The organism is Agarivorans sp. QJM3NY_25 (assembly GCF_050870875.2).
Taxonomy (GTDB): domain Bacteria; phylum Pseudomonadota; class Gammaproteobacteria; order Enterobacterales; family Celerinatantimonadaceae; genus Agarivorans.
In genome coordinates this window covers 3117479-3141567 of record NZ_CP194041.2, presented here as the reverse complement: position 1 = coordinate 3141567, position 24089 = coordinate 3117479, and the positions used below count along the sequence as shown (strand labels likewise).

General features: G+C 46.5%; 21 protein-coding genes. 4 read left to right on the top strand and 17 right to left on the bottom strand.

Going from position 1 to position 24089, the window contains the following annotated elements; translation table 11 throughout:
• Positions 1–323: 323 nt before the first annotated feature.
• The 10 genes from ACRRSW_RS14335 to ACRRSW_RS14290 form a co-directional block, all read right to left on the bottom strand.
• Positions 324–1811 carry a sodium:solute symporter family protein gene (locus ACRRSW_RS14335; RefSeq protein ID WP_432452542.1) on the bottom strand — a complete coding sequence of 496 codons (1488 nt, stop codon included), beginning with the start codon at positions 1809–1811 and terminating at the stop codon, positions 324–326.
• A gap of 135 nt (positions 1812–1946) precedes the next feature.
• The gene (locus ACRRSW_RS14330; protein ID WP_432459682.1) at positions 1947–2921 is read right to left on the bottom strand and encodes a LysR family transcriptional regulator; all 975 of its coding nucleotides are present in this window, start codon (positions 2919–2921) and stop codon (positions 1947–1949) included.
• Between the two features lie 149 nt (positions 2922–3070).
• Positions 3071–4015: a 3-keto-5-aminohexanoate cleavage protein gene (locus tag ACRRSW_RS14325; protein WP_432452544.1), complete on the bottom strand. Its 945-nt coding sequence runs from the start codon at positions 4013–4015 to the stop codon at positions 3071–3073.
• Positions 4016–4108: 93 nt separating this feature from the next.
• Positions 4109–5296 carry an acetyl-CoA C-acetyltransferase gene (locus ACRRSW_RS14320; protein ID WP_432459681.1) on the bottom strand — a complete coding sequence of 396 codons (1188 nt, stop codon included), beginning with the start codon at positions 5294–5296 and terminating at the stop codon, positions 4109–4111.
• Positions 5297–5386: 90 nt separating this feature from the next.
• Complete coding sequence (locus ACRRSW_RS14315) at positions 5387–6352, bottom strand: cyclase family protein (protein WP_432452546.1); 966 nt, start codon at positions 6350–6352, stop codon at positions 5387–5389.
• 17 nt (positions 6353–6369) lie between these two features.
• The gene (locus ACRRSW_RS14310) at positions 6370–7320 is read right to left on the bottom strand and encodes a 3-hydroxyacyl-CoA dehydrogenase family protein (RefSeq protein WP_432452547.1); all 951 of its coding nucleotides are present in this window, start codon (positions 7318–7320) and stop codon (positions 6370–6372) included.
• A 23-nt stretch (positions 7321–7343) separates the two neighbouring features.
• Positions 7344–8159 carry an SDR family NAD(P)-dependent oxidoreductase gene (locus tag ACRRSW_RS14305; protein WP_432452548.1) on the bottom strand — a complete coding sequence of 272 codons (816 nt, stop codon included), beginning with the start codon at positions 8157–8159 and terminating at the stop codon, positions 7344–7346.
• A 35-nt stretch (positions 8160–8194) separates the two neighbouring features.
• Positions 8195–8545 (bottom strand): cupin domain-containing protein, encoded by a 351-nt coding sequence (locus tag ACRRSW_RS14300; protein WP_432452549.1) that lies wholly within the window; start codon positions 8543–8545, stop codon positions 8195–8197.
• Positions 8542–9201 (bottom strand): 3-oxoacid CoA-transferase subunit B, encoded by a 660-nt coding sequence (locus ACRRSW_RS14295; protein WP_432452550.1) that lies wholly within the window; start codon positions 9199–9201, stop codon positions 8542–8544. Before ACRRSW_RS14295 ends, ACRRSW_RS14300 begins: the two co-directional genes overlap by 4 nt.
• Before the next feature lie 5 nt (positions 9202–9206).
• Entirely contained in the window at positions 9207–9857 is a 651-nt protein-coding gene (locus tag ACRRSW_RS14290) for a CoA transferase subunit A (RefSeq protein ID WP_432452551.1), read from the bottom strand.
• A gap of 421 nt (positions 9858–10278) precedes the next feature.
• Here ACRRSW_RS14290 and ACRRSW_RS14285 point away from each other — a divergent pair, with 421 nt between their 5' ends.
• Complete coding sequence (locus tag ACRRSW_RS14285; protein WP_432459680.1) at positions 10279–11706, top strand: esterase-like activity of phytase family protein; 1428 nt, start codon at positions 10279–10281, stop codon at positions 11704–11706.
• A gap of 191 nt (positions 11707–11897) precedes the next feature.
• On the opposite strand, the gene ACRRSW_RS14280 is transcribed toward ACRRSW_RS14285, so the two are convergent.
• Positions 11898–12515, bottom strand: coding sequence for a LysE family translocator (locus ACRRSW_RS14280; protein ID WP_432459679.1), 618 nt, complete (start codon positions 12513–12515; stop codon positions 11898–11900).
• Positions 12516–12613: 98 nt separating this feature from the next.
• Between ACRRSW_RS14280 and ACRRSW_RS14275 the strand changes: the two genes are divergently transcribed.
• From ACRRSW_RS14275 to ACRRSW_RS14265, 3 genes are all read left to right on the top strand, one after another.
• Positions 12614–13492, top strand: a complete 879-nt coding sequence (locus tag ACRRSW_RS14275; RefSeq protein ID WP_432459678.1) for a LysR family transcriptional regulator — start codon at positions 12614–12616, stop codon at positions 13490–13492.
• Between the two features lie 143 nt (positions 13493–13635).
• Positions 13636–14034 carry a GFA family protein gene (locus ACRRSW_RS14270; protein WP_432459677.1) on the top strand — a complete coding sequence of 133 codons (399 nt, stop codon included), beginning with the start codon at positions 13636–13638 and terminating at the stop codon, positions 14032–14034.
• A 118-nt stretch (positions 14035–14152) separates the two neighbouring features.
• Positions 14153–14635: a tetratricopeptide repeat protein gene (locus tag ACRRSW_RS14265; protein ID WP_432459675.1), complete on the top strand. Its 483-nt coding sequence runs from the start codon at positions 14153–14155 to the stop codon at positions 14633–14635.
• 158 nt (positions 14636–14793) lie between these two features.
• Here the strand turns inward: ACRRSW_RS14265 and ACRRSW_RS14260 are convergent, their stop codons facing one another.
• From ACRRSW_RS14260 to hutH, 6 genes are all read right to left on the bottom strand, one after another.
• A complete protein-coding gene (locus tag ACRRSW_RS14260) occupies positions 14794–15678 on the bottom strand; it encodes an alpha/beta hydrolase (RefSeq protein WP_432459674.1) in 885 nt (294 codons plus the stop codon).
• Between the two features lie 281 nt (positions 15679–15959).
• The gene (locus ACRRSW_RS14255; protein ID WP_432459673.1) at positions 15960–17267 is read right to left on the bottom strand and encodes a YjiH family protein; all 1308 of its coding nucleotides are present in this window, start codon (positions 17265–17267) and stop codon (positions 15960–15962) included.
• An 844-nt stretch (positions 17268–18111) separates the two neighbouring features.
• On the bottom strand, positions 18112–20118 hold the full coding sequence (locus ACRRSW_RS14250; RefSeq protein ID WP_432459672.1) for a urocanate hydratase: 2007 nt from the start codon (positions 20116–20118) through the stop codon (positions 18112–18114).
• A 1-nt stretch (position 20119) separates the two neighbouring features.
• Positions 20120–20947 carry an N-formylglutamate deformylase gene (hutG, locus tag ACRRSW_RS14245; protein WP_432459671.1) on the bottom strand — a complete coding sequence of 276 codons (828 nt, stop codon included), beginning with the start codon at positions 20945–20947 and terminating at the stop codon, positions 20120–20122.
• Positions 20940–22163 (bottom strand): imidazolonepropionase, encoded by a 1224-nt coding sequence (gene hutI, locus ACRRSW_RS14240; protein ID WP_432459670.1) that lies wholly within the window; start codon positions 22161–22163, stop codon positions 20940–20942. Before hutI ends, hutG begins: the two co-directional genes overlap by 8 nt.
• 115 nt (positions 22164–22278) lie before the next feature.
• Positions 22279–23826, bottom strand: coding sequence for a histidine ammonia-lyase (gene hutH, locus ACRRSW_RS14235; RefSeq protein ID WP_432452563.1), 1548 nt, complete (start codon positions 23824–23826; stop codon positions 22279–22281).
• Positions 23827–24089 lie beyond the last annotated feature (263 nt).

Genomic DNA, 24089 nt, shown 5'->3' with positions numbered 1-24089 from the left:
TATCTTTTTAACTAATTGAAATAACAGAACATAAGTGTATTAATCTGAAGATGTTCAAAGTATTGGCAAACTGAGCGACAGGCATAGAAAAGAGTAACCGGGTGGTTACTCTTTGAGAAAAATCTACTCAGCTTGATTGGCGAAATAGACGGAAAAACAGTAAAACACAAGCCCAACGGCGATAACGCCTAACATCCAATAGGTCGTTTGATCCATGCTTTAATCTCCCTTGAACATGTTAAAAACTTTGGTGATGGTGACCGAACAAATCACGATGATCATGATGACGCAAAATGCGTTTAAGGTCAGTGTGGTGGCGATATTCATAGTACTTCTCCTTCGATAATCGTAGGGACATCAGATTTGGCAAAGAGCGGTTTGTCGCTGTGTTTGACTAAACCAAATAAAATCAGGGTGCTTAGTGAGGCAACAATGGCTACCAAGTGAGCATTTTCGAGAACGCCCATTGCTGGGAAGAGTTCAACAATGGCGTTTTTTAGCGGTGTAATAGACCATGCGCAGTTAACCGCCCAAGACCATACGACAACGGTAAAGGCTGCAGAAGCATTACGTTTCCAAAACAAACCGGCCAAGATAATAAAGAATAACGGGACTAACCAAGCAAATAACCAAGTAATCGCCTTAATCACATTGGGTTGGTTGAATAAAGTGAGTCCAGCAGAAATGATTCCAATAATCAGGATGATAGCTTGGATCATCTGCTTTTCTTTTAACGGGCTCAGTGGTTTTTTACTATTGGCACCAACAATATCTTTGGCAAAAATAGTTGCGGGTGCGAGCGCAGACATGGCAAAGGTGGATAATAAGGCTCCTAAAAATCCTGCTTGTACTAATACCACTAACCACGTTGGCAGTAACTTTACCACCATGGTTGCCCCCGCAAGTTTAGGTCCTAATTCGGAAAACTCTGGAATGGTGGCTGCAGCTAAACCGCATAATACAGGGAACACCCCAAACAACCCGTTAATGGGGGCGGCTATCCATAATGAGCGACGAATGGTACGCTCATCTTTGGCCGACATCGCCGCTGCCATCCCTTGCTGATTAACCGATTGAGCGAAAACCACAGAGAAAATCGCGGCTAAAGCAAAGCCAAACAATAGATCGGGGGTCGCAAAGATGCTTAATTTAAATGTTTCACCGTGTTCTACATAGTATTGCTGTACGCCTTCCCACCCCCCAGGAAGGGCAAATGTAAGGTAACAGCCAGCTAAGATGATTGAGCCATACATGATCACCGCATTGACTAAGTTCACCCACATGGTTTGTTTGATGCCACCCATCATCACATACGCTGTGCCAATTGCCGCACCAACAACCGCCGACCAGCCGAGAGACCAACCACTAATGGCGGAAATACCTATGCCCATTGTTTGTGTTTCTAAGGTCACCAAACCAAACACCACCATTGCTCCAACACAAGCGGTAATCGTTCGTAGTTGTTTGCCGTACATGGTACCAATCAGTTCGGGAATGGTAGAGCAGCCTAGGCGACGCACCCAGCGGCCAGTGCCAAGGCAGATTACACACATCAGAATGGTGTGCGCAAAGCTGAACCACAGCGCTACAGCCCCAACGCTAAACGACATTTCCATTAAACCGTAGACATGCGCCGAGCCCAAGTAAGTAATGGCCAAGGTTATAGAAAACATCGCAAGATTTGCATCTCGTCCGCCGTTTGCCATATCCATTACCACACCAGACTGTCTTTCTTGTTTATTCAGGTATAATCCTATGCCACCGATAACGACCACATTGTAGATTATTACCATGATTAAAACGGTATTCATTTCTTACCCCTTGTTTCACGTTTATAATGTTTTTTTTATTATCAACTATTCATATAAATAGTTTTTTAAGATGATCACTTTTATAAAATTGTTTTATTTCATCCATGGGAATGGTTTTTTCATGGGTGGTGATCGCTACTTCATTTCATTTATTTTTTCTCTGTTTCTAGAGAGTAGGAAGTCTTTAAATAACTTAGTTGAATGGGTCATGAATCGTTGTGGTAAATAATAAATGTTTAAAAACCAATCATCTGTGTCATAATCGGGGAGTAAACGAACTAAGCGTCCTTCATTAATGTGTCTGGTGACGATGAATTCGGGAAGGTAGGTAATCCCAGATGAGCGTAGGCAGGCCGATAGCATCATTTTTGCGTCAGACAATTCGACATATTTTTCTAGTTTTATTGGAACCGCCTCATTATTGTCTTTATAGATCCAAACGTTTTGGTTTTGCAGTGCTTTAGAATAAAGGCAACGGTGATTTCTTAATTCGTCAAGAACCAATGGTTCTCCATTTTTTCGAATATACTCTGGCGAGGCTACCGTAATAAATTTTTGAGTGAGTAAGTTTCGCCGAACTAATAGAAGATCGGCATCTTTGCTTTTGGCGTTGCCTGATATGGCCGAAATAATAAAATCGTGATCTTTGTAATGTTCCATGCCGCGGGGCGTGACGGTGAGTTGCACATTCACCAAAGGGTTATCTTCCAAAAATTCGCTGACGATTGGCATCACCACATTTTCAGCATAAATTGGGGTACAACAGACACGTATATTGCCTCGTGTTTCGGTGGTGAAATGGGTTAGTTCGTTGATCATTAAATTAATATCATCGGTAATTTCAGAAAATTTACTGTATAGAAAATTGCCGGCTTCGGTTAATCGTTCATTGGGATTATTTCGTTGGTATAAACTAATACCTAGATCTAATTCTAAGTCATTCAACCAACGCGAACCGGTACTGGTTGATATATTTAGTGTTTCAGCTGCTTTGGTGATGGAACCAGCATTTATTAGTTCAATAAAAAATAACATTCTTACAAGTTGTTGTGGGTCAATGTTATTTGCTTGGTTGTGTGTGCAGCCTTTTTTAAAGTTTTCATCTAACATAATGTTCTCGAGTTATTAAATGGTTAGACGTATCTTATTGAACTTAACTGTTGTACTTAATCATCCATGTTCATTATTGAGCTCTAGCTCTAAAAATGGGGAGTTTAATTAAAATACCTCCCCAATAGGCATCGTATAAATCGAGTGACTTAAGACGAATAGTTTTTCCAGCTTGGGAAGTTAGCTTTGTTTAACTTAAGGATCTGTCGCGCTTCATCAGGAGTCGCAATTTGTAAGTCGTTACAGGCAAGCATGCGCTGAGTGCGCTCAACAAATTCAACATTCGATTTTGCCAATTGGCCTTTACGGTAGTACACGTTGTCTTCCATACCGACTCGTATGTGACCGCCAAGTGCAATACAAGCGTTGATAATTGGCAAATGGCCTCGTCCAATACCTAATCCGCCCCAAGTGAAGTTGCTTCCCCAGTGACGACGTACTTCATCGAGCATTTGCAGTAAGATGTGCACTTCGGCAGGTGAGCCACCAGGCGCTCCGAGCACAAATTGAAAGTGAGGTGTTAAAAATGGGTTGTGTACTTCCGGTTGACCTTCCTGTTGGGCTTTTTGGTTTTGTTTGTTGATGCTGTTGCGATAAAACAACACGTTATGGATCATGCCAATGTCGAAAATTTCTATTTCAGGGGTGACCTGAACTAAAGGCATTTGTTGTGCGAGTTTACCTAGAAAAACCGGATTATTTTCAAAAATACAGCTGTGAGCCCAATTCATGGTGCCCGCATCAAAGGTGGCGATTTCAGGGCGTAATTCCTGGAAAGGTAGCATACGCACTTCATCTTCAAGACCCAGCCCTCCAGATGTGGTCAAGTTGATGACGATGTCGCATTTAGCTTCTCGGATATATTGAACGGTTTCACGAAACGCATTGATATCCATCGATGCATTTTGCTGTGTATCACGCACATGAATATGCGCAATAGATGCCCCTGCAGCATGGCAAGCGATGATCTCGTCGGCTTGTTCACGTGGTGTCACAGGGACGTCAGGAAACATCTCTTTCTTCGGCCATGCACCAGTACACGCGACGGTTAATATTCTTTTGTTTTGTAAACTCATGATTAAATTTCCCTTCATTTTGTTCTCCTGACCCAAATTCAAGGTGCACTGAAGCAAACAAGCAATGTTGTCTATTTCGTATACCTTGTTTTGGGTGTGGAGAAGTGAGTGTTAGTTAGGTCGCTTCACAATAACGGCAACTCCCTGGCCACCGCCGATACATAAGGTGGCAAGGCCATGCTCTTGTTTACGCTTGACCAGTTCATTGACCAGCGTTACCAAGATGCGAGCACCTGAAGCACCAATTGGATGGCCAAGTGCGATGGCACCACCGTTGACGTTGGTGATGCTTGGATCAAGATCAAGACCTCTTGTTACGGCGAGCGCTTGGGAGGCGAAGGCCTCATTTGCTTCGACCAATTGGATGTCGCGAATGTTTAAACCCGCGTTTTGTAGCGCTTTTGAACTCGCAGGAACAGGGGCATACCCCATGGTTTGAGGATCGACACCGGCAGAAGCTTGGGCGACAATTTCAACCAAAGGTTGTAGTTTTAGTTCAGCTGCTTTTTGCTTACTCATCAGAACTAATGCCGCTGCGCCATCGTTTAAGCCCGAGGAATTTGCAGCGGTAACCGTACCGGAACCATCTTTGATAAAGGCCGGTTTCGGTTTCGAAATACTGCCTAAGCTTGAATCAAAGCGTGGAAATTCATCGTTATCAACCACCACATCGCCTTTACGTGAAGGGATCACGACTGGGGCGATTTCATCTTTAAATCGTCCCGATGTGATTGCCGCTTCTGCTCGGTTTTGCGACTGAAGGGCGAAGCGGTCTTGCTCTGCACGTGAGATATCGTACTGTTTGGCAAGGTTCTCGGCAGTGATGCCCATATGGAATCCGCCAAATGCATCGGTTAAGCCATCACACAGCATGGTATCGGTTAACTTTGCATGGCCCGCTTTGATGCCGATACGATGGGATTGCAATAAGTGACCAGCATTCGACATCGACTCCATTCCACCAGCAACCACTATATCGACCTCACCAGTACGAATTTGATTGGCTGCTTCCATCACTGCTTTTAAACCCGAACCACAGACCATTGACACGAGACTGGCAGTTTTTTCATCGGGGATCCCAGCTAATTTGGCGACTTGCCGAGCCGGATTTTGTCCTAGGCCTGCAGAAAGCACATTTCCTAAAACCACATGGTCAACTTGCTCAGGTCGTATGCCTGCCGCTTCAATCGCCGCTTTGACCGCGACAGTGCCAAGTTCTATCGCCGATACATTCACAAATGCACCGAGATAGCTACCAATTGCAGTGCGTTTGGCACTTACAATGACTACATCTTTCATATTTGTAACCTCAAAAAAAGATCCCATTGCTACCTCACTCTAGGCAAGAGCGCATTGCTCATCCCCTGAGCAGAGGGATCAAACTCGATATTAGTGATCGCCAAATGGATAGACACGATCGGCAACTGGATTGACTTGGTTGTCATCAATGATGGCCATCAGGCGAGTCATCGAACCGTCACCGCAGTAAAGGTTTAACGGTGTGCCAATAATGGTGCAGCGTTTGCCTGCAATTTTTGCCACATTACCGCCAACGTTTTCCCAGCCAACTTTACCGTTGCCTAGTAATAATTTATGGCAGGGTTCCCATACACCGTTGCACAGGCCTTTCGATTCAACTAAGCCATACAGATCTTGGTATGCAGCTTCGCCATGGATTTCTTTATACAGCTCACGATCAAAGTGGGCGTATTCCTCAATTCCAAATTTGGCAATATATTCTTCTTTGAGTGGTAAACCGGAATAGCCTTCCAGATTCATTGAAAGATGTCCGGCGCACTTCTCTGCAATAGAGGTATGCAGTGGGTGGTCAAGGGCTTGTTGGTCAACTCCCAGCGCTTTAATGTCGTGGCGTACACACCAGTGGCCCACTGATGCACCGACGCCAGTGGCATAATGGTAGTATTGTTTGCTGTCGTCCCATTTCTGAGCCATGCCGGTATATATGATGACAATCATTCCTTGTAGCTCTTGATGCGTGACGCCGGTCTTAGCCAATGCTTCATCTAGATGTTCGGCTTTGATCAGGGTCCATTGCTCAAGGTGAGAAAGGTCCAGGCATACGGCGTCGCCGCAATAGGCACTGAGTTCCATTTCATGGGTATAGCGAGCTCGCCGACCATCAAACTCAGTTTCAATCACATGACGGGGGGAGTCTGCGTGGGTACCGCAGTGCATTGGCATTTTAAAATACTGGGTCAGAACCCCTGATTTTGCTAAGCCGTGTGCTCGAGAGACTTCTGGCTGAGGAAAATAAGGCCACTGTGGTGATTGGTTGCCAATTGGGTGAGACAAATCAACAATGGTTTTACCCTTAAAAAAGTTATGGTTGGACATCTTGTTTCTCCGTTAAATTAGGCGTTTTGTTGTCTGTATTTAGTTTGATCAATCAGGTATTGAAATAGTCGATTCTTTGATTCTGTAGCAGAGGCTTCACTCCAGTGCTGGAAGCCTTCTCCAGTTTTGAACCCTTGTTTCCCTTCGGCAACTAGTTGCTTTAGCTTGGTACTTGGCTCAAGTCCTGAATACAGATGTTCAAAGATATAGTTGTGAATATTCAAGCTGAGTTCGGTTGAGACCATGTCTGCGTTTTCAAACGGTGCAATTTGTGGCAGCCGAAAACCGAAAGAATTTTTGATGCACTCATCGATGGTATTTGCATCGGCAATCCCTTGATCGAGCATGTAGAAGGCTTCACGCCATAGGGCGTGTTGTAATCGATTGGCTAAAAATCCTGGAACATCTTTTTTGCATTCGGCAGGGGCTTTACCGCACTCCTGCAACAAATGCATCGCGCTACTAACAATATCATCGCGGCTTGCTTGAGTACGGATCACCTCTACCAGTGGGATTAATACCGCTGGATTCCAAAAGTGCATACCAATCACCCGGTCTCGCTTTTCGACGGCAGCGGCAATTTCGGTGATTGACTTGACCGAGGTGCCAGAGGCAAAAATACATTCGGGCTTGGCGTACTCTTCCATCTCTTTAAAAGTGGCATGTTTGATTTCCATGACCTCTGGTACCGATTCGAAGATTAAATCGGCATCTGCATAGGCTTCAATGGCATCAGCAGTCACTGATACGCGATCGAGAATGCCATCCTTTTTGCTCTCATCGAGCAGGCCTTCGCGAACAAACATATCCAGTTGAGCTGACATATCCTCAATAGCGGTACAGTTTGAAACATTGCGGGTCTTGATGGTGACGTTACGACCACCGCCGGAAAATATTTGAGCGATACCCACTCCCATCATTCCCGAACCACCCACAATGGTGATGTTTTTGATATCTAAACTATTCATTTATGTTTTCTCTTATTGATTGCTTAACCTGCGGTACAGCCGCCATCGACGTAGATGATTTGGCCGTTAATAAAATTCGCACCAGCAGAAGAGAGGAATAACACCAAGCCGATCATGTCTTTTGTTTCGGCGACACGCCCCATAGGCAATCGAGCAAGAAATGGCGCGATGCGATCGGGATCTTCACAAATTTCTTGGGTGAGTGGTGATTTGATCAGAGTGGGCGCTATTGCATTCACATTGATGGAGAAGTCTTGTTTAGCGCCTTTGATTGCCCATTCGGTAGCAAGTTGTTTGGTCAGCGAATCAACAGCTGCCTTGGATGCTGCATAGGCAGCATAACCGTCGGGGTGGCCACAGAATCCACGTACACTTGAGGTATTCACAATTTTGCCATGGCCTTGCTGCATGAAGTATTGACCAAACACTTGGCAGGGCACTAAGGTGCCAGTGACATTAACGTTTAATACTTGGTTAAACTTGTCGACGGGTATTTCTTCTGCCGGGGCACGAAAGGCCATACCAGCGTTATTAACCAGAATGTCGATGCGCCCATAGGTTTCATGTACTTGTTTCACAATTGCCTGTTGTGCCTCAACACTGGTTACATCGCCACAAATCGCTGTACATTCCCCACCTACTTGAGCAACACTGCGCACCGTCTCTTCTAGAGTTTCCATACGACGTGCCGTGACGATTGTTTTGGCACCGTGTAGTGCAAATGCCTGAGCATAGGCTGCCCCTAGGGTGCCGTTGCCGCCGGTAATCACCACAACTTTGTCTTGTAGGTCAAAACATTTACGGGCGAATTCGTCGCTCCAACTTGATGTCATCACCATTTTTATTTCCTCGTTATTTGATTTAAATCGTTTACTTATGCTGAGACCGTGACTAAAACCACCGCATCGGTATTGCTGCTATTCCACATTTTTCGTTTTTCATTTGGCTGCAAGCTAATGGATTCGAAACGATTGACTACATAGCTCTGGCCAGCTTCATTTTCGACGGTAATTTGACCCTCGATAACGAAGTAACTTTTCTCGGTGCCAGCGCCAAATGTGCCTTCTCCGTATTGCCAGTCGGCTCCTCCATCGGCCTTAAAAGTCGACAAGCCTTGCCAGAACTTTGTGAGGCCTGTGTCTTCGCCCTGAACTTTTAAACAGGACACATTGAAATGCTTGGGCGGTTGGTATTGGTTTAGTGTTTCCAATTGCGATAGCTTCATTTTTCTTCTCCAAATAGCTTGATAGATCCAGCGATCACCAGTTCGGTTCCGGTTTTTTGAATCACTTCTTCAACGCTGGTGTTATAGGCAATTTCTAGCAGTAACAAGCCCGCTTTCGTGGGTTTAATCACCGCTAGCTCGGTAACGATGAGGTCGACACAATGGCTTGCTGTGAGTGGCAGGGTGCATTGATTAAGAATTTTGGGCTCACCGTTTTTATTGCAATGAGTCATCATGATGATGACTTTCTTGGCCCCGTTCACCAGATCCATTGCACCGCCCATTCCGGCCACCATTTTTCCGGGGATCATGTAGTTAGCGAGATTGCCATGTCGGTCGACTTCCATGGCGCCAAGAACGGTTGCGTCTACGTGTCCTCCACGGATCAGCGCAAACGATAGGCTCGAATCAAAATAAGCCGCACCGTGGCAAGCCGTCGCGGCTTGGCCGCCCGCATTGGTGAGGTCCCAGTCTTCTTGCCCCGCTATAGCCGTCGAATCCAGACCGACCATGCCATTCTCTGATTGAAAGATGACGTGTTTTTCAGGTGCCACAAAATCTGCCACCAGAGTGGGCATGCCAATCCCAAGATTCACCAGGTCTCCAATATTGAGTTCTTCAGCGACGCGTTTAGCGATGAGGTTTTTAATTGACATATTGTTTACTCCACGATGAAATCGACAAGAACCGACGGCAGGGTAAATAACGCTGGTTCGACATGGTCGTAATCGATGATTTGCTCAGGCTCTACCAGAACCAGTTCGCCAGCGGTTGCCATCACAGGATTAAAATTGGCGGCGGTTTTGTTGAAGCTGGAGTTGCCGTATGGGTCGCTCAGATGGGTACGAATTAGTGAAACATCTGCTTTAAGTGGTTCTTCAATTAGGTAGCGTTGACCTGCCACTGTGACTTGTTGTTTCGCGTCTTCGACCAGAGTATTGAGCCCTGTTTTGGTTAAGACTCCACCAAGACCAGCTCCCCCTGCGCGAATTTGCTCGGCTAAGGTGCCTTGTGGGATTAACTCAACCTGCATTTCTCCACTATTCATTTTTTCACCGGCAATTCGATTTAAGCCGATATGGGATGCAATTAACTTACTTACTTGACCATTTTTAATGAGTTTGCCGACGCCTTTGTCTGGTAGACCTGCGTCGTTACAAATAACGGTAAGATTGGTGATATTTTTTTCTACCAGGGCATCGATCAACTTCTCTGGCGTACCAACCGTCATAAACCCGCCAACCATCACCGTCATCCCATCTTGGATATGTGCGATGGCTTGTTGGGGGCTAAGAGTTTGTTTACTGAGCATGACTTCTATCTCTGTCGCAATGAACTTGAGGCAGACTTTACGCCGAAGAGAATTGGAACAAATAGCGTCAGCGGGAAGGGGGCTTGCATTGTTGGGAGCGGATCTACGATTGAGCTCACACATTGCTTTTCTGGCGGTTGGCGGTCACACATTTTGCGGTCTTTTTTGCGCTGATGGGACTCGCGGTTCCATTCATGCAAATTTTATCCGAGTGAGTTCATACAAAAGTTTGATGATTTTGATGAACCATTTTTATCGTGCTGTAGCTTGGGTAGGTATTTTTGTCACAACAAGAGCAGCGGGGCTTCGAAAGGTTTCCGCACAACGGCATCGTTGAGTGGTCATTAAAATGTCATAGCCGTTGATTAGGCTAGGGAAAGAGTCACCAAACACGGCAGTTTTAACAGTAAAGGGAACGACCATGAGCAATCAAGCCTGCTTAGCAGGAATCATTTCAGCGAGCCTTTTAGTTGCTTGTACCCATTCAGCAACTACAGCGCCAACTACAGCGACCGGTTTTGTAGATAGTTTTCCTCAGCAGGGGAGTCGTCTACCTTACACGGTATTGCGAGATGATCTTATCGACGCTAAAACCAGTTTACCCTTGGAAATTCGTAATGGTGGTTTTGGCTCAGCCATGACCGGCAATCCAAATCAAGCGAATCAGTTTTACGCACTGACCGACCGAGGTCCGAACGCGAATTACAGTGGTGATTACGGGAAAGGGAAGAGCTTTCCAACGGCTAGTTACACGCCGCGGATCGGCTTATTTGAAGTGGCTGAGAATGGCGAGATCAGCCTCTTAAAAACTATTTTGCTAAAACGGCCAGATGGCAGCCTTATTTCAGGTTTACCCAATAGCTCGGCTTTGGGGGGAACAGGTGAAACGCCTTATCATGCCAATGGCAAGCCAGTGTTGGTGAATGACAATCGGCCTTATGACGCGCAGCGTAATCCAATTAAGCTGGATGATTTTGGTTTAGATGGGGAAGGTTTAGCAGCCTTGCGCGATGGTACTTTCTGGGTGAGCGATGAATATGGCCCACATCTGGTTCATTTTGATGCCAATGGGGTGGAACTTGAACGGATGAATGCGTTTCAAAACGACAAGCGGGCGACTTACCACTTGCCTGCGGTGTTTCAGCATCGACGTGCCAATCGAGGTATGGAAGGTTTAGCAATTACGCCAGACCAAAGCACCTTGGTGGGGATCATGCAGTCCACCATGAAAAATCCTGATAAAGCGGCACAAAAAGGCGATTTGACTCGTATCGTGAGTATTGCCTTAGCTAATGGCAAAACTGAACAGTATTTATATCGTCAGCAGAAAAAGCAAAACTCAAATTCTGAGTTGGCGGCTTTGACCAGCCATGATTTTCTAGTGATAGAACGTGATGGTGGTTTTTTGCTGGGCGGGCCTAAGGGGGCTAGTAAAGCCAACCCCAAAGTGCAGAAACAAGTGTATCGCATCGATCTTCACAGCGGGACGCCGCTTTCTCAAGTGCCTTTATCGGCTTCAGTGACCCGCGATCCCAGCCTTGGATTACTGATTGACGGTTTAACGCTGGAGCAGTACAGCGTTAAATATGGCTGGGATGGCTTGGCTAAGCACGGGATTAAGCCGGTGACGAAAACCTTGGTGGTGGATATGGTACAAGCCGTTGCCTATCCACATGACAAGATGGAAGGCTTGTGGGTGATTGATCAACAGCATTTGGGGGTGCTGAATGATGATGACTTCGCGACTTGGTCAACGAAGGGGAAGTTAGAACAAAAACATCTCGATGCCAACACGGTTGATCACAACCACTTGTATATCATTAAGGCCGATCTTTTTGGCGTAAAATAGCCGATTGCTTGCAGCATCCGGCGAAATAATTTGACTTTGTTGCTTTATAAAGTATCCACTGGATGGTCGATATTCGACTCATCCAGTGGATACTGCTGGTGATTATTCAAGGTTTTTTAGCTTGCATTCAAATCGCCCTCGAGAGAGTAAATGAGACAAGTTTTTTGTTATCCTGTTGCCAAAATATGCGGTTACAACTGTTTACTGGCTAATAGTGCTGCGCCAAAAGAAACTAAACCAGCACCGCACAGTTGATTGATCCGCTGCCCAAAGCGTTGAAAAATATTTGAGCTCCCTTTGCTGGTGACAACAAACGACAGCAAGCTAAACCAAATCCCATGGAGCAAGGCAATGTATAGGCCATAAGCGATAACGAAGCTGAGCTTACTGTTGTCTGTAGTGAGCAGTTGGCTAAATACGCTGAGAAAAAACAGCATCGTTTTTGGGTTTAGTAAGTTACATAAAAAACCCTGCATCACATATTTGCCAGCAGTTTGATGGGGGTGTTTTGCATGTTGCTCACTGATTTGGGTTTTTGAAGCGAATAAGCCACAGATCCCCAAGTAGATAAGGTAGAGCGCGCCTATATATTTGATGGCGTTAAACAGAAAAATATTTTGTGAGATTAGGTGACTAATCCCGAATATAGAATAGCTGCTATGTACGCAGATACTGAGCGCTATGCCAAGCGCGGTGAGCATACCGGCAGCTCGGCCCTTAGCCATGCTATTTTTAAGCACTAAAACAAAGTCAGAACCGGGACTAACAACAATAAGAAAACCAAAAACTGCTAAACTCAAAAACTCCATAACTTCCCTGATAGGTTGAGGATTTGAATTTATTGTATCTATTTTTAGTTTATATATAATCGAAAATACGTCACAACAACTGTGAGAAATACTCACCTATGAGGCATTTAAAGGCGTTTCATGTTTTTCATATCGCCGCTCAGTCGACCAGTTATAGTGAAGCCGCTAAAAAACTCTACTTAACCCATGGTGCCATTAGTAAACAGATCAAAGTGTTGGAACAGCATTTACAAAAGCCTTTATTTATCAAGCAAGGGCGACGAATGCAGCTCACAGCGCAAGGAAAAGTTCTGAAACACTATACTGATGTGGCGTTTGATGCGCTTGACAATGGCGCCAAGCAAGTGATTAGTATGGATGAGCATCATCTTGAAGTGTCCTGTGAGCCAACCTTAACCATGCGTTGGTTAATGCCGAGGCTATCGCAGTTTCACCAAAGCTCAGGGATTGATGTCCGGCTCTCTACCGCTGGTGGCTCTATTGCCTTAAATGAGAATGGCCTATCGATGGCGATCCGGCGTGATGATTTTGATATCCCCGAAGATTATGGTGTTCACCCCTTAGTCGAGGAATGGGTTGGGCCGGTGATGTCTGCGGCTTACTGGGATAAAGTACAAGCAGATCTTACCAAGATGACTTTATTACACTCCGAAACGAGAGCCAGTGCATGGCAGGATTGGTCACAACACTCTTGCCATATACTGCCAGTTCATCCGTTTGAAAAGACCTTCGAACATTTTTATTTTTGCTTGCAAGCTGCTGCCGATGGTCTTGGGGCTGCAATGGGCTCTTATCCGTTAGTGGCCGATGATTTAGCTTGCGGTCGTTTAATTGCTCCTTTGGGTTTTATTTTGTCAGGGCATCACTATATTTTGCTTAGTTGTCGCAATGAACTTGTAGAAGATGAGGCTCAGTTTTTAGCTTGGTTGCAGGACTGTATGCGTCGATCTTGTCCCGAAGGTTTGTCAGGTAAGTGAATATGATTTACTGGCCACCGAAGATGTTTGAGATTGAGAGATCTTCTTGCCGTCGCCCTATTGTGGTTTTGTGCTTTAATTGATTACCGCTTCTCGAAAGTATTTTTCCTGAACATATCTGCTCACAAACTTTGGAGTATTAAATGAGTCAAATCAACGGTAGTTGTCATTGTAATTCAGTACAATGGGCGTTTGAATTACCGATTAAAACGGTGGTTAAATGTCATTGTAATAGTTGTCGGAAATTGCAGGGCTCTGATTACAGTACATGGATTGTTGTGCCTCAGGCGCAGTTCGAAGTGATTAAAGGTCATGAATATATCGCTAAATATAATGCCACAGAGTTATCCAGTAAGGCATTTTGTTCTAATTGCGGTTGTTCTGCATATTTGGTTAATGGTAAGCATTTCCCAGAAGACTTTGTGCTGCCTCTCGGCTCAATTGATCACTATTCAGAAGCGCTGGCACCGCAAATTCAGGTGTACACGACCGACAAAGCCGCGTGGCTAAAATTACATGACGATGAACCTGTATTTAGCTAAAGCTGTCACCCCCCTTACAGCATTGTATGTAGTAAGGGGGCTTTTTGTATAAAACAAAGGTCGCAAACTGCGTCTGTTATGCGCCATTGTTTGATAACTTATAAGTGTTTAAGTATTTATGGAAACAGTAATCAATCGGGCGATTGCTTTGCGTAAGGACGGTCTGTACCAAGAATCTCGATCTTTGCTCGAAAGTCTGCTTAAGGATCGGACATTCGCGGCCAAAGCTCACTTGCAAATTGCGTGGTCGTACGACAATCAAGGCAAAGAACAAGCGGCAATTCGGCATTATAAATTAGCCTTATTGGGTCCACTTTCTGCATCCGAATGCTTTGATTGCTTATTTGGTCTCGCAAGTACTTATAGAAGTCTCGGTGCTTATGCCGAAGCTTTACTTTACTTTGAGCGAGTTATCAATGAATATCCAGAGTCAATTGAAGCTCAGCCTTTTTATGCCATGTGTTTGTACAATGTGGGTCGCCACAAGGAGGCCATTTCATTGCTGCTTGAGCTCTTGGTTTCAACCACAAATAGTGAATCCATTCAAGAATACCAAGCGGCTATTTTGTTATATGCCAAAGACCTCGACAAAATTTGGTAAGCACAATTTGCTCATAAAATGGAATGACATACCCAGTATGGCTTGTGGTTAAAGTTGGTGTCTACTGGCCACTTGGGGTTCAACGATGAAGCAAGCTTGGCTTCATCTGTACCTGCCAGTACTTTGATTATTCTAGGGGAAGACTAGTGGCTTATTGCTCACTCGCGATGTTTTGAAGATAGAGGCGTGGTGCTAAGTTTTTGCTGAATAAAAGCTAATAATTTGTCGGACTGATCGTGGAAGTGTTCAATGGAGTCATGTTTTGCCCCTTCAACAGCCATAATTGTCACCGACTGTTTGTCTGTAGCATTCTGTTGAATCAGTTGCATATCGCTGATCGGGACCACCTTATCTTCCGTGCCGTGGGCCAGCAATACCGGACAGCGAAGCTCGCTGATTCGGTTCATCGGGGCGATATCTTCGAAACGAAATCCTATCACATGCTGAATGTAGTTTAAGATCTGCGTACGCATGAAGCGAGGCAACCAGGGTTTGTCTAAATGGCGCTTCATTAGCAGGTTGGGGTGTGCAAAGCCCGATAGGCCTATGACCAAATCGATGTCATGGCGTTGGGAAGCACTCAGAATAGCTGCCGCCGCGCCAAGCGAATGGCCTAGGATCACCAGTTGATGGCCAGGGGAGCGCTGTTGAAGCCAATCAAGTGCGCAGCCAAGATCTTCAGCAAAGCGCGGCAGTGAGGAAAAACTGTCTCGGTCACTGCGACCATGATTGCGCGCATCATAAAGTAGCACATCCATTCCGGCAGCGTAGAAGGGTTGCGCCAGTGGTAGCATCATTTCGGCGTTTGCCCCCCAACCATGCACGATGACCAGAGTACATCGACTGTTGTTGGCGGGCAGAAACCAGGAAAACAGTTGTTTACCGTTTACGCTGCTGAGCCATTGCTCAGAGAAATTTATCCCCAGCGCTGCGGGTGTCGATTGTTCGATGATCCGTGGTGCGCGATAGACCCGATGCAAGATCAGCGGAAAGCATAGTAGCAGGCAGGCAAGTACGACTGTCAGGAGTAAAAATAAGTCCATGGATGATGGCTTAAGCGTTAAGGTTTAGGCCAGCATTATAGCAAGCGAAACATCTGCGCGAGTGCGTGAATGTCTTAGTTTTTGAGCTTAAGTTTTTGAGCTTAAGTTTTGCTGCTTAAGTTTTATGATTGGAAGGCGATTGCTAGACAGCAGAAAGTCTGGGTTGGTGATATTAAGACTGTAAGCCGTGGATAGTCAGTGCTTGCTTGGGGCTGATGGAATCGCTGTCGTCAGCAAGGGTAAACAAGCTCATAAGCAAATGATTATGAGCTTGTGATTGATTAACTAAAAAGCACGAGTGCTGTGGGTACCGCAAGTAGCAAGCTTAAAAGTGTGCGAATAAACCAAATCACCACTAATTTAGCAACACTTAAGGGGATTTTGGTTGAAAGAATACATGGGATGGATGCTGAGAAAAATAGGATGGATGAAATCGCAACCACTCCTGCTGAAAAGCGAGCAACCAAATCGGCATCTTTCATCAACAAAGCGGGCAAAAACATTTCGGCTAACCCAGAGGCACTGGCCTTAGAGAGCGCCATCGCATTATCGATATTAAATATCCAAATTACCGGATAGAACAGGTAACCAATCCAATCAAACAGCGGCGTGTATTTGGCGAGCAATAAACCGATTAAGCCGACTGACATAATTGAGGGCAAAATGCTAATCGTCATCAGTAAGCCATCTTTTAGATTGACCAAAATACTTTTACCAAGTGGTGGTGCGTGTTCTGCGACTTCCAAGCCATTTTTAAGAGCGCTGGCGAGTCTATTTCCTGGCTCGCAATTTGGCTCTCGATGGCTCGCGTGGTTATTGATTGTTGTTAATGGGGGGAGGCGGACTGTGATTGCGGTGACGATGAAAGTAATCAACAGTGTTAACCAAAAGTAAAGATTCCAAATCGCCATTAAATCTAAAGTTTTTGCAACGATAATCATAAAGGTCGCAGAAACCGTTGAAAAGCCGGTTGCGATAATCGCCGCTTCGCGTGCCGAGTAGTGACCCGAGAGGTAGACTCGGTTGGTGATCAGTAAACCGATGGAATAGCTGCCGACAAAAGAGGCGACCGCGTCAATTGCTGAGCGCCCCGGCGTGCGCCAAATTGGCTGCATTAATTTTTGTAAAATGATGCCAATACTTTCTAATAGACCGTAACTGACTAAAAACGCGAGAAATACTGATCCAACTGGTACGATTAAACCGACCGATATTACCAGCTTATTGAATAAAAACGGCAGCATATCGGGAGTTTGTAAAAACGCTGGCCCCGATTGACTGATGGCGAGAATAGCTGCGATAACACCGAGCCATTTCAACGCAAGAAAAACTTTATTGGAGAAACTTTTACGCCATTCGTTACTGATGATGGGGTTAATGGCACCAGCCAAAATCATGGCCATCGCATACCAAGCGGTTCCAGCACCAAGGCTTGTTTTTAACCAAGCGACAATATGGTCTAAAGGAATGCTTTGTTTTCCAGCAACCGTGATTGGAATAAAAAACATAAAGATACCGACACTACTTAGTCCAAGCAATCTTGCCCAAACCAAGCTTGGTGAAGCACTCGACTTGACCAGCTGACTCATTGCACTCTCCATTTTACATTCAATTTGTTAGCGACGTGAAGACGAAGCTTGATATAAGTTATATATATGTATATACAACCAAGGCTAATCATTAATTAGCAATCTATATGCCAAGTGATAAGCATTCATAAATACAGCGTCAGCCAAGCAAGATGCATCGATGGCTCGCCCATTCCAGGTCTTTCTGCACCAGTTTGGGGTGATAAATGCACCTATTTAGTGCTTTCGGGGCGATTTCTTGAAGGTTTTACGAGTGAGGACGAGATGTTTTTTCTGGTCGTGAGTTATTTTTGCTCAATACTTTGTGGGGGCGTTGTTATTATCTTGTCTTTGCCTTAAGGGTTTCCAGTGCATATGACAGAGGCCTCGGTTCGGCCTAATGACTCGGCTAAATGAGTGCTTGTATATGCCTATTTATACCAGGCTAACAGATTATCTGTTCATTCTTGCTAGCCTGGAACAGCACGACCGCGTTATGTGTGTTGTAATTAGAGCCACTGGTGACAGCACTTCATGCCTGGTTCTCGGCAGAATTATTCTATGCAATCAGCGGATCATATCCTGAATCAAATCGGTATTAGCTGGGAAAAGGAATTTAAACACATCATGATGAATTGAAACACCAACTTGATTGGTATGGCAATGCTACAGATATAAGTTCCCCGATCGTGAGAATTTGTGAGTAAGAGTGGCATAGAGAGCGAGATTGTGGGGAATGGGTTGGGGACGGAGTTATTGATCAATTTGCTTCATTCTGAGCTTGCCTGTCGATTGCCAATCCATCGAGTATCCGCAAACAAAGTCTTGAATGAGTGTATGCTCACTCAAGACCTGTGCCGCTTAGTTATTGAATCAGTTGATCAATTAGCGCGTCATCTGCGACCGTGGGGATGGTAACTTTTAGTCGCGGCTCGGCGGCCATGGCTCGTTTGATGGCAAACACCGCGCCTTCATTTCGAGCCCAGTTTCTTCTTGATATGCCGTTATTTACATCCCAATGCAGCATCGACTTCAAGCGTCTGGCACAATCATCTGAGCCGTCCAGCAGCATCCCGAAACCGCCATTGATCACTTCGCCCCAGCCAACGCCACCGCCATTGTGAATACTGACCCAGGTTGCCCCGCGGAATGAATCGCCAATCACATTGTGGATCGCCATATCGGCGGTAAACCTAGAACCGTCGTAGATATTTGAGGTTTCTCGATAAGGTGAGTCGGTGCCGGATACATCATGATGATCGCGACCCAGAATCACTGGTGCAGATAGTCTGCCCGACTTGATGGCCTGATTAAATGCATCAGCAATCTTGATCCGTCCTTCGGCATCGGCATATAAAATTCTAGCTTGAGAACCCACCACCAATTTGTTTTCCTTGGCTTCTCGGATCCAAAGCAGGTTATCGGCAATCTGTTGTTTAATTTCTTTTGGTGCCTCCAGATACATGGCTTCCAGTACTTCAGCGGCAATTTGGTCGGTAACATCCAGATCCTGTTCACTGGAAGAGGCACATACCCAGCGAAACGGTCCAAAACCATAATCAAAACAAATTGGTCCCATAATATCCTGCACGTAGGAAGGATATTTAAAGGAGCCGTCGGCTTGCATAATATCGGCCCCGGCGCGACTCGCTTCGAGCAGAAAAGCATTCCCATAATCAAAGAAATACATGCCCTTGGCGGTGAGCTGGTTAATCGCATCAACATGCCTTTTCAGGGAGTGTTGCACCGCAGCTTTGAATTTTTCAGCTTGATTGGCCATCATCTCATTGGACTCCTCAAAGCTGTAACCAACCGGGTAGTAGCCACCCGCCCAGGGATTATGCAGCGAGGTTTGATCGGAGCCGAGATCCACTTGAATATCTTCCTGAGCAAACCTTTCCCAAAGGTCAACGATGTTGCCAAGATAAGCCAAGGAGACTGGCTTGCCTTGCTCCAGCGCGAGTTTCACTCGGGCCATGAGTTGCTCGATATCTTCATAGATTTCATCAACCCAGCCTTGTTGATGGCGTTTATAAGCCGCTTTAGGATTCACCTCGGCCACGATACCGATGGTTTTGGCGATGACTGCTGCTTTGGGTTGGGCGCCACTCATTCCGCCCAGCCCAGAGGTGACAAATATCGGTAGTTTGGATGGATCGCGATCCGGTTTCATTCGGGTGGCATTTAAAACGGTCAGTGTGGTGCCATGCACAATCCCTTGTGGTCCGATATACATGAATGAACCCGCTGTCATCTGACCATATTGAGTCACCCCCAGTGCGTTAAATTTTTCCCAATCATCGGGCTTTGAATAGTTGGGGATCATCATGCCATTGGTCACCACCACCCGAGGTGCGTCTTTGTGTGACGGATATAAACCCATAGGATGACCCGAATACAACACTAAGGTTTGTTCATCGCTCATCTCTGCGAGGTACTTCATGGTAAGGCGATACTGGATCCAATTCGAGAACACCGAACCGTTGCCACCATAGGTAATCAGTTCTTCAGGATGCTGGGCAATCGCATGATCTAGGTTGTTGCTCAGCATCAGCATAATGGCAGCGGCCTGCTTGGATTGGTGCGGGTACTCATCGATAGACCTTGCCGAAATCTGATAGTTCGGCATGAAACGATACATGTAAATGCGGCCGTAGGTTTCCAGCTCCTGATAAAAATCTTCAGCAAGTTCCTGATGATGCGCTTCGGGAAAGTATCTTAGGGCATTTTTTATGGCTAATTTTTTCTCGGTCTTAGTGAGAATATCTTTTCTTTTTGGCGCATGGCTTAAGTTCTCATTTCTGGCTCTTTTGGCCGGTAAGATCTTCGGGATACCTTCTAAGATCATGTCCTTGAAACTTTGCTCAGTCATTTTAAACCTCGTTTGTATTCTTTAAGTATGCTGCTTTGCCGGGCGCTAATAAACAGCTGATGAGCTGCTGTAACAACGGCTTAAGGGGCTCAATTTTGCCGCTATCCAGCTGATAAGTTTTAGAAGAATCAGCTAGATAAGTATCTTGTGAGAGCTCGAGCTGAATCGCGTGAATGTTGTGTTGGGGCTGGCCAAAATGGCGGGTGATGTAGCCGCCCTTAAAGCGTCCGTTACAAACATGGCTATAGTGGCTACTGGCTACAATGTTTTCTAAGTCAGTGAGTAAGTCAGGCGCGCAGGCGAGGCCGTCATTGTTGCCAAAGTTGAAATCGGGCAGTTTTCCTGCAAATAACATCGGCACCTGTGCGGCAATGCTATGCGCGTCAAATAAGATGGCATAGCCAAATTGGGCTTTCAGCCGCGCCAGTTCGCTGGCAATCTGTTGGTGATAGGGCTGCCAAATTTCAGTCTTAATCTGTGCTTTTAAAGCGGCGCTATGCTGCTTGTCGGTTAAAAAAACCGGGCGTTCATCAAATAATATCTCCGGAAATAACCCGGTGGTTTTACTGGCATAAAGTGCTTGGTCATCCTGCGGGCGATTTAAATCCACTACATAGCGTGAATAGTTGGCGCTGATGATGGATACATCCAACTCGCTTAAGAACTCGTATAACTGAGGCAAATACCAGTCGGTATCCGGCAAGTGCCTGGCCGATTCGCTCAGGCGCGCTTGCATCCCGGGCAATAATTGCAGGCCACTATGTGGCATGCTGACCAGGAGTGGGTTATTGCCCTGATGAAACTGAAATGGTTTCTCGCACTTAAACATCTGTGAGTTCTCCTGCTTTGACCCGAGCCTTTAACAAATCCCCACCCAGCCAATAACTAAGCTCCCCTGGGCTGTCGATGTCCCAACAGACAAAATCGGCGATTTTGCCAAGGCTGAGTTGGCCATGAGTCTTGGCCAAACCCAAAGCTTTGGCGGCGTGAATGGTGGTGCCTGCCAGTGCTTCTTCGGGCGTTAAACCAAACAGGGTACAGGCCATGTTCATCATCAGCCGCAGCGAGAGTACGGGTGAGGTGCCGGGATTGGCATCGCTGGCAATCGCCATCGGCACTCCGTACTGGCGTAATAGCGCAATTGGTGGCTTTTGGCTTTCTTTCAAGCAGAAGAAGGCGCCGGGCAATAACACCGCGACGGTGCCCGATTGCGCCATGGCGGCAACATCTTGCTCGGTTAAATATTCCAAATGGTCAGCCGACAGCGCTTGGTAGCGAGCAGCTAAAGAACTGCCACCAAGCGCCGACAACTGCTCGGCGTGTAATTTTACCGGTAGCCCTAAAGATTGCGCGACTTTAAAGTAGCGTTCCACTTGTGCGGGACTAAAAGCAATGCCTTCACAAAAGGCATCCACTGCATCGGCCAAGCCTAAATGGGCGATTTGTGGCAGTAGTTGTTCACACAAATAGTCGATGTAGTCGTCGGCGCGGCCCTCAAATTCTGGTGGCAGGGCATGCGCGGCGAGGCAAGTGGTTTGAACATCCACTGGAAAATCTTTGGCTAAATCGCGAGCCACTTGCAGCATTTTGGCTTCATCAGTGCTTGTGAGGCCATAACCCGATTTTATTTCTACCGTGGTCACGCCATCTTTTAGCAGCGGGCTTAAGCGGCGTTTGGCGGAGTCGGCCAACTGTTGTTGACTGGCCGCCCGAGTGTCTCTTACCGAAGCGGCGATGCCACCGCCTGCCTTGGCGATTTGTTGATAGCTGATGCCATTGAGGCGTTGCTCAAATTCGCTAGCGCGATTGCCACCAAAAATAAGGTGAGTATGGCAATCAATTAAACCGGGGGTCACCCAACCGCCGCCCAAATCATGTTTCTGTTCAGCCTGATAAGCGGGGAGCGCTGCATATTCACCAATCCAGACGATGTGTTGTTGGTTGACGCCAATAGCTGCGTTTTCGATGCTTTGATAGTGGCCACCTTGCATGCTGGCGAGGTGGAAACCGTACCAAAGAGAATCAAATTTGATGGCTTGACTCATCTGCGCCTCGTTTCTTGTTTGATGATTAAAACGGTCAGGCCACGGCTGGTTTGCAGCTGTGGCGCTACGGTAAATACCGACGGTGAGCGATTAAGGCTTGCCGCCGAACCCAGGCTTATGCCTTCATTTCGTGTTGGCTGGGTAATAAACCCTGCGGCATTTGCTCGTTATGGAGTGCTTCGGCAAGCAGCTGGTTGGCTTTTTCGATATCTGCTGCGAAGTAGCGATCTTTATCGTAAAACGGTACTCGGGCGCGAAGCTCGGCTTTGGCTTGCTCCAGTCGCTCGGTCGACTTCAGAGGCGATCTAAAATCTAAACCTTGCGCCGCGGAGAGCATCTCTACGGCTAAGATCCCACGGGTATTCTCTGACATATCTTTTAAGCGGCGTGCCGCAAAGGTGGCCATGGAGACATGGTCTTCTTGGTTGGCCGAAGTGGGGAGGCTGTCTACTGACGCCGGATGAGCAAAGCTTTTGTTTTCGCTGGCCAGGGCGGCAGCGGTCACCTGCGCAATCATAAAACCGGAGTTTACCCCACCGTTATCTACCAAAAATGGCGGCAGTTTGCTGAGGCTGCTGTCGATGAGCAGCGCCATCCGCCGCTCCGATAAACTGCCTATTTCGGCAATTGCCAGTGCTAGGTTATCGGCGGCAAAGGCCACCGGTTCGGCATGGAAGTTACCGCCGGAAATAATATCGCCTTCGGCTGCAAACACTAAGGGATTGTCGGAGACTGCGTTAGCTTCCACTAACAGGGTGTTGGCAGAATTGCGGATCTGATCTAAACATGCGCCCATTACCTGGGGTTGGCAACGCAGCGAGTAGGGATCTTGTACTTTTTCGCAGCCCACGTGTGATTCGCCTAAGTCACTACTCTCACCAAGCAAATGACGATAAGCGGCAGCAGCGTCGATTTGTGTTTGATGACCGCGCACTTCATGGACTCGCGCATCAAAGGGACGGCGGCTGCCGAGCGCTGCTTCTACCGATAGAGAACCGCAGACAATTGCTGAAGCGTACAAATCTTCGGCATGGAATAGGCCTTCCAAAGCAAAGGCGGTGGAGGCCTGAGTGCCGTTGAGCAAGGCCAAGCCTTCTTTGGGCGCGAGAGTAATTGGCGCTAAACCCGCGATGGCAAGCGCGGCTTGTCCAGAAATGATTTCCCCCTTGTAGCGAGCCTGACCTTCGCCAAGCAGTACCGCGCTCATATGGGCCAGCGGGGCCAAATCACCGGAAGCGCCCACCGAACCTTTCTGTGGAATACAGGGGTATACCTGTTTATTAATCAGGGTGAGCAAAGCTTCAATGACACTGAAGCGGATCCCCGAGAAGCCGCGAGCCAGACTGTTTACCTTCAGCGCCATCACCATTTTTACCGTAGCATCACTCATCAGCTCGCCAATACCAGCCGCGTGAGATAACACGATGCTGCGTTGTAATTCTTCCAGATCGTCAGCGGCAATGCGGGTATTGGCCAACAAACCAAAACCGGTGTTAATCCCGTATACGGTGCGGTCTTCGGCGATGACATCGTTTACGACCTGAGTGCTGGCATCGATGCCGGCAATCGCGTTTGGATCGAGGGATAATTGAACACTACGGCGGCTGATTTGGCGCAACTGATTAAGACTGATTTTTCCTGGTACGATTGTAAATTCAAACATGAATTATCTGCTCCGCAATGTTTGCTGTTTGATGAGGTGAACCAGCGCAGTGGCAATTCAACTTCGCTATAACGCTTATCTTAGTTTAGTCGTTGTAATTGCCAGTTTGATCGTAATGACTGCACAGGGCTAGTATCACGATCGAAGTGGTTTTGCTTGCTCAACTCATATTAATTATGAACATGATTTCCGCCGCTTGGCTTAACATGTATATACAAGTTAGCTAAACAATAAAATCAAATGTGATTCAGCGCAAGTATTTT

Bases quoted from the DNA above. Each gene is read 5' to 3' on its own strand.
- ACRRSW_RS14335 (WP_432452542.1), bottom strand. From the start codon at position 1,811: ATGAATACCGTTTTAATCATGGTAATAATCTACAATGTGGTCGTTATC.
- hutH (WP_432452563.1), bottom strand. From the start codon at position 23,826: ATGTTTGAATTTACAATCGTACCAGGAAAAATCAGTCTTAATCAGTTG.
- ACRRSW_RS14280 (WP_432459679.1), bottom strand. From the start codon at position 12,515: ATGGAGTTTTTGAGTTTAGCAGTTTTTGGTTTTCTTATTGTTGTTAGT.
- ACRRSW_RS14270 (WP_432459677.1), top strand. From the start codon at position 13,636: ATGAGTCAAATCAACGGTAGTTGTCATTGTAATTCAGTACAATGGGCG.
- ACRRSW_RS14290 (WP_432452551.1), bottom strand. From the start codon at position 9,857: ATGCTCAGTAAACAAACTCTTAGCCCCCAACAAGCCATCGCACATATC.
- ACRRSW_RS14260 (WP_432459674.1), bottom strand. From the start codon at position 15,678: ATGGACTTATTTTTACTCCTGACAGTCGTACTTGCCTGCCTGCTACTA.
- hutI (WP_432459670.1), bottom strand. From the start codon at position 22,163: ATGAGTCAAGCCATCAAATTTGATTCTCTTTGGTACGGTTTCCACCTC.
- hutG (WP_432459671.1), bottom strand. From the start codon at position 20,947: ATGTTTAAGTGCGAGAAACCATTTCAGTTTCATCAGGGCAATAACCCA.
- ACRRSW_RS14325 (WP_432452544.1), bottom strand. From the start codon at position 4,015: ATGAAGGGAAATTTAATCATGAGTTTACAAAACAAAAGAATATTAACC.
- ACRRSW_RS14300 (WP_432452549.1), bottom strand. From the start codon at position 8,545: ATGAAGCTATCGCAATTGGAAACACTAAACCAATACCAACCGCCCAAG.
- ACRRSW_RS14265 (WP_432459675.1), top strand. From the start codon at position 14,153: ATGGAAACAGTAATCAATCGGGCGATTGCTTTGCGTAAGGACGGTCTG.
- ACRRSW_RS14275 (WP_432459678.1), top strand. From the start codon at position 12,614: ATGAGGCATTTAAAGGCGTTTCATGTTTTTCATATCGCCGCTCAGTCG.
- ACRRSW_RS14330 (WP_432459682.1), bottom strand. From the start codon at position 2,921: ATGTTAGATGAAAACTTTAAAAAAGGCTGCACACACAACCAAGCAAAT.
- ACRRSW_RS14295 (WP_432452550.1), bottom strand. From the start codon at position 9,201: ATGTCAATTAAAAACCTCATCGCTAAACGCGTCGCTGAAGAACTCAAT.
- ACRRSW_RS14320 (WP_432459681.1), bottom strand. From the start codon at position 5,296: ATGAAAGATGTAGTCATTGTAAGTGCCAAACGCACTGCAATTGGTAGC.
- ACRRSW_RS14315 (WP_432452546.1), bottom strand. From the start codon at position 6,352: ATGTCCAACCATAACTTTTTTAAGGGTAAAACCATTGTTGATTTGTCT.
- ACRRSW_RS14305 (WP_432452548.1), bottom strand. From the start codon at position 8,159: ATGGTGATGACATCAAGTTGGAGCGACGAATTCGCCCGTAAATGTTTT.
- ACRRSW_RS14310 (WP_432452547.1), bottom strand. From the start codon at position 7,320: ATGAATAGTTTAGATATCAAAAACATCACCATTGTGGGTGGTTCGGGA.
- ACRRSW_RS14255 (WP_432459673.1), bottom strand. From the start codon at position 17,267: ATGAGTCAGCTGGTCAAGTCGAGTGCTTCACCAAGCTTGGTTTGGGCA.
- ACRRSW_RS14285 (WP_432459680.1), top strand. From the start codon at position 10,279: ATGAGCAATCAAGCCTGCTTAGCAGGAATCATTTCAGCGAGCCTTTTA.
- ACRRSW_RS14250 (WP_432459672.1), bottom strand. From the start codon at position 20,118: ATGACTGAGCAAAGTTTCAAGGACATGATCTTAGAAGGTATCCCGAAG.